Below are 5315 nucleotides of genomic sequence, written 5' to 3' on the forward strand. Positions count from 1 at the left end.
AGCACAACTGATCAAAATGCCGGGGTAATCGCCGGTCTCGGCAGCGGTACCGCCGACGCCACCGCGACCATCAAGCTCGCGCAGGTCCCCCGCGGCCTGTGCCGGCAGGTGTGGCGCTCGACGGCAACGGCGCCTGGCCCGCCCCCCTCACCTCGGACGACGTCGTGCCTGCGACCGCTTCGGCCACAGGCACGGGCGCGGTCAAGGATCCGCTCTGCGCCCCGGAGGAGCAGAGGCCGTGCTCGTCAGTAGCGCCAGCGGACGGCCTCGATGACGTCCGTATCCGTGTGCATCGCGAACAGCTCCGCCTCCGCCCGCCGGACGGCCAGCACGGCCTCGTACAACTCGGGACCGAGGGCCTGCCGCAGCAGTGCGGACTTCTCGTAGGCGTCGATCGCCTCCGGCAGGCTCGCCGGGAGGCGCTCGGCCGCGCCGAGGGAGGCGGGGTCGCTCGGGGTCTCGGGCGGGAGGGGCAGGCCGGCGTCCAGGCCGGCGAGTCCGGCGGCCAGCACGCCGCCGATCTCCAGGTACGGGTTGGCGGCGGCGTCGAAGCACTTGAACTCGGCATTGGCCTGTCCGGCGGCGGAGCCGGTGATCAGGCGCAGCGCCGCCTCACGGTTCTCCAGACCCCAGCAGCGGTAGGCCCCGGCAAAGCGGGAGGGGACCAGCCGCAGGTAGGAGGCGACGCTGGGCGCGCCGAGGGTGAGCAGGGCGGGCAGCTCGGCCAGTACGCCCGCGAAGAACTGCTCGGCGTCGGGGTGCAGCCCGTGGCGGCCGGGGCCGCCGTGCCCGAGGTTCCGGCCCTCTCGCCAGAGGCTGAGATGCAGGTGGCCGCCGTTGCCGACCGAGCCCTCGGTGAAGACGGGCGCGTACGAGACCCGCAGGCCGTGCCGGGCGGAGACGGCCCGGATGGTGTGGCGCACCAGCATCGTGGTGTCGGCCGCCTCGACCGGTCCCTCGGCGGCGACCGAGACCTCGAACTGCCCGGCGGCGTACTCGGGGTGGAGCTGGAGTACGGCCAACCCCTGGGCGGTGAGGGCGCGCAGCACCTCCCGCAGGTAGTCGGAGTGCTCGATGAAACGGGTCATCCCGTACGCGGGCCCGACCGTCGCGGGGGCCTCGGACGGGTCGGCCACCACCCACTCGACCTCGATCCCGGCTCGCACCGACAGCCCGCGCCGCTCGACGGCCTCGGTGACCTGGCGGGCGAACCGGCGCTGGCAGCCGGGGTGCGGGGTGCCGTCCTGGGTGTAGCGGTCGGCCGGGGCCCAGGCCCAGCCGGGCTGGGCGGCGAGCGGCGTGAGCCGGTCGAGGTCGGGGACGAGCCGCAGGTCGCCCACCGGGCCGGTACCGGAAGGCGCAGTGGTGATGGAGTCGTCGACCAGGGCGACGTCGAAGCAGGGTACGGCGCCGACGCCGTACTCGGCGGCGTGTTCGAGCTGGGCGAGCGGGACGGACTTCACCCGGGTCAGCCCGGCGTTGTCGACCCAGCCGAACACCACCCCGTCGATTCCGTCGGCGGCGAGCTGGGCTTCGGCCGCCCGGGCCTGGGCGGCCCGCTCAGCTCGGGGGTACGTGGTGGCCATGCCGATCATGCTGGCGTTCGCGGCAGCCGGTGCGCCAGTGGCCGGCCGGGAGTTCACTCGTCCGTGAACGGTCGGACCTGCGACGTGACTCAGGACGCGTGCGCGGGAAGTCTCTCCGGTCACTGAGCTTTTCAGGGCGGGCTCGGTGAGGTGAGTCGAGGGGCAGGGCGGTGGCGGTGAGGCAACCGCCGACAGGTGGGGCCGGAGCTGGATCCTGCGTGACGCGCGGCGGAGTGTGCGGTCGAGGCCGCCGGGTGTGTCGGAGGCGGTGTGGGTCATTGCTCTGCGCGCGAGTGACCGGACGGCGGCCTCGACCGGGTTCAGGCCGGGCGCGTACGGCGGCGGCCGGACCGCGGTGAGTGCCGGGTCCGGGACGTGCGGGCCTTCCGCGAAGCGGTGCCGGGAGGAGTCGCGCTGTCATTTCCCGCTCGGCGCCGGAGGGTGGCGCGCGAACTCGGAAGTCACCATGAAGCAGATCACCGGTAATAGGTAAATGAGAAAAGAACTTCGCTCGGTGAGTTCGCCTACTGCAATTCGTAGCGGTCGGAACAGGGATGGCACTCGCATGAGTGAAACCCGCCGAGACCGTTTGGCCTCGACAGTCATGACTGGGCTACGGTGATCGACGAGCGGACGGTTTACCTCATCGACAAGGAATTCAACCCGGCGGGGAGCCCGGCACGGGATATCGAGAATTCCGGAAATGGGTGCTTCCGCCTTCCCCACTGTGTGTGTTCCGGAGTACGCAATGCTCTGGGTCCCCTGTCATACATCTGCGTAGAGAAGTTGGAGCATCATGCCGCCCGTCGTTCCGCCGTTCCTGATCGGTCTCATCGTCGCGCCACTGGCCAAGCGTGTCCTCAAGCCACTGATGCGCGGTGTCGTCACGACGTCCGTCGGTCTTGTCATGGAGGTGAGGAAAGCGGCCCAAGAGGCCGGAGAGAACATCCACGACCTCGCGGTCGAGGTGGCTGCCGAGATGGTGGCGGCGCAGATCGCCTCCGGCGACGACCAACGGCCTGCCGAGGGTGCAGCCTCGAACGCCGAGAAGGACGAGGCCAGGACTCCGAAGATCCGCGCGACCGCCGGTGCCGCGAAGGCGTAGTGACGCCCTGATGCCCGCCCGCCGCCTGGGCGCGTCTTCCTGCCGACCTCGGAAGACGGGTCCTCGCGGCGGTCGGCCGCAGGCCTTTCGGCCGTGCTTCTTCCTCCCTCTCGGACTTTCCGCTCCGTCGCAGTGATCCGCCGTGCGCCGAATTCCGTCGCGCCCGTCGACGGATTACCCGTGACCTCCGCAAACAGGTGATTGTACGCATGTCATCGCTACTGGGTGCCGCAGCCGGATTCCGGTCCGCGGAATCGGACGTGAACCCGCGCTCGGTCACTCCGGGCCGTCAGCGTTGGGACGTCAAGCTGGTACTCGGACGGCCACGGACGGCCGAGTTCCTCGCCGCCGCGCTGCGCCGCATTCCCGGGATCACCGAGGCCCGGGCCAACCCGGTCACCGGCGGGGTGCTCGTCCGGCACGATGCACGGCTGCGCGCCGCGGACGTCGGCCGGATCGTCCGCAGAGCTGTCACCCTGGTCGCGGAGGATCCGACCGGAGCGGGACGTCCGGCACCGGCCCGACCCGTCGCCGCACCGGCCCCGCAGGTGGACCGCGGCCTGGTCGTGCGACCGGTGCTTGCCGTCGGCGGCGGGGTCGCGGCCGGGGTCGCGCTGGTCAAGGGGTCGGCGCTGAGCAGGCAACTGGTGGCAGTGGGCGGGGTGGCCGCGTTGACCACGGCCGTCCTCCGGAAGGCCTGGCGCGGAACGGTCGACGTGCCCCAGGAAGCGGCCGGGCCCGGCGTCGAACGTCATCCCCTGCTGGAGATCGTCGGACCGCACCGACGCCGTCTCTACGGGGCCGTTGCCCTGTCCGTCGCCTGCCAGGTCTCGGAGATGGCGCTCGGTACCTTTCTCGGCTGGACCGGACTGGTCCTCATCAAGGGTGAGGCGGCTCCACTGGCTCGCCTCGGCCTGACCACCGCGTCCGCTCAACTCTTCGGTCTGGCTGGGCTGATGGCCGTCGCCTGTGCCGCAGTGGCGGGCCTCTCGTACTCCTCGAACCTCCAGTGGCGCAGGCTCGGCCAGGACATCGAGCACGACTGGCGCAACCGGACGTACGCCCACGTCCAGCACCTCGAACTACGGCACCTGGAAGGCGAGCGGACCACCCGGATCGCCGGCGCGCTCACCGACGACGTCCGTCAGCTGGGCACCTTCTTCGCCACCTCGGCGGGCGACCTGCTGCACCTCGGCACCAGCCTGGCCCTCCTGGTGCCACTGTTCCTGTTGCTGGCGCCACAGATCGCCTGGATCGCGTTCCTGCCCATCCCGGTCATCGCCTGGCTGTCGTTCCACTACCAGGACAAAGTCGCGGCCGACTACGCAGTCTCCGGCGAGCACCGGGCCAAGCTGCACAGCCAGCTGGTGAACACGCTGGACGCCGGTGCCACCGTCAAGAGCTTCTGCACCGAGGACTACGAGGCCGAGCGCATCGACCGGCTGAGCGGGGAGGTCCAGGACAGCAGCCGGCGGACCGACCGGAGCACGATCCGCCACGCCGAGATCGTCCGGGTCTGCACGACCAGCTCGATGGCCGGGACCCTGCTGATCGGCGGCCGGGCGGTACTCGACGGCAGCCTGCCGTTCGAGGTGTTCAGCCCGCTCATCGGGCTGCCCCAGATGGTGTTGCTGCGGATGAACCGGCTCGGCGGCATCGTCGACCAGTACCAGCGCACGCTTGTCGCCTACGACCGGGTCCGGCGGCTGCAAGCCCTCCCCCTCGAGGCCGACGGCGACGGCGGACCGCTCGACGCCCGGAAGGTGCGCGGCGAGATCGTCCTCGACGACGTGACCTTCGCCTATCCCGACCGGCCGCCGGTGCTGGAGGGGCTCTCGCTGGCCATTCCCGCCGGGCAGGTCACCGCCCTCGTCGGTTGCACCGGCTCCGGCAAGACGACCGTCGCCAAGCTGCTGATGCGCTTCCTGGAAACGGAGTCGGGCAGCGTGCTGCTCGACGGGCGGGACGTCCGCGACCTGCCGAGGCAGGATCTGCGCCACGCGATCGGGTTCGTCGCGCAGGACCCCTTCCTCTTCGACGGCACCATCGCCGACAACATCCGCTACGGCAGCTTCGGCGCCTCGGACGAGGCCGTGGCCGAGGCGGCCAGGATGGCCGAGGCCCACACCTTCGTCGCGATGCTGCCGGACGGCTACGACACGGTGATCGGCGAACGCGGCGCAGCCCTCTCGGGCGGCCAGCGGCAGCGGATCGCGCTGGCGCGCGCGATCCTCAAGGACGCGCCGGTGGTGATCCTCGACGAAGCCACCTCCGCCGTGGACAACGAGACCGAGGCCGCCATCCAGCGCACGCTCCGTGTCTTCGCGGCCGACCGGACGATGGTGATCATCGCCCACCGGCTCTCCACGGTCCGCCACGCCGACCGGATCTACGTCATGGACACGGGCGGCGTCGTGGCCGAGCAGGGCACCCACGACGAACTCCTCGCCCTGCACGGACTCTACGCATCCCTCTGGCAGCTCCAGGCCGGAGAACTCGTCGCCTGACCCCACCAGCCGTACCACCGGCCGCCCGCCACGTGACGTCACCGCGGCCGGTGCTTCCTGGCGCGCCCTCCCCCCACCCTCCCCCCACGTCTGTCCCACTCCCGGAGGTATCCCCCC

Annotated in this window: 3 protein-coding genes; 2 read left to right on the forward strand and 1 reads right to left on the reverse strand. The window is 71.2% G+C overall.

The window, feature by feature from the left end; genetic code table 11:
• Positions 1-245: 245 nt before the first annotated feature.
• Positions 246-1586: a glutamine synthetase family protein gene (locus OG410_RS34920; RefSeq protein ID WP_329302727.1), complete on the reverse strand. Its 1341-nt coding sequence runs from the start codon at positions 1584-1586 to the stop codon at positions 246-248.
• A 796-nt stretch (positions 1587-2382) separates the two neighbouring features.
• On the opposite strand from OG410_RS34920, the gene OG410_RS34925 reads away from it, so the two are divergent.
• The gene (locus OG410_RS34925) at positions 2383-2691 is read left to right on the forward strand and encodes a DUF5132 domain-containing protein (protein WP_329302728.1); all 309 of its coding nucleotides are present in this window, start codon (positions 2383-2385) and stop codon (positions 2689-2691) included.
• Between the two features lie 209 nt (positions 2692-2900).
• A complete protein-coding gene (locus tag OG410_RS34930) occupies positions 2901-5198 on the forward strand; it encodes an ABC transporter ATP-binding protein/permease (RefSeq protein ID WP_329302730.1) in 2298 nt (765 codons plus the stop codon).
• The last annotated feature ends 117 nt before the right edge of the window (positions 5199-5315 follow it).

It is taken from the genome of Streptomyces sp. NBC_00659 (genome assembly GCF_036226925.1).
Taxonomy (GTDB): Bacteria; Actinomycetota; Actinomycetes; order Streptomycetales; family Streptomycetaceae; genus Streptomyces.

Excerpts from the sequence above, each read along its gene's own strand:
- OG410_RS34920 (WP_329302727.1), bottom strand. The coding sequence starts at position 1,586 with ATGGCCACCACGTACCCCCGAGCTGAGCGGGCCGCCCAGGCCCGGGCG.
- OG410_RS34925 (WP_329302728.1), top strand. The coding sequence starts at position 2,383 with ATGCCGCCCGTCGTTCCGCCGTTCCTGATCGGTCTCATCGTCGCGCCA.
- OG410_RS34930 (WP_329302730.1), top strand. The coding sequence starts at position 2,901 with ATGTCATCGCTACTGGGTGCCGCAGCCGGATTCCGGTCCGCGGAATCG.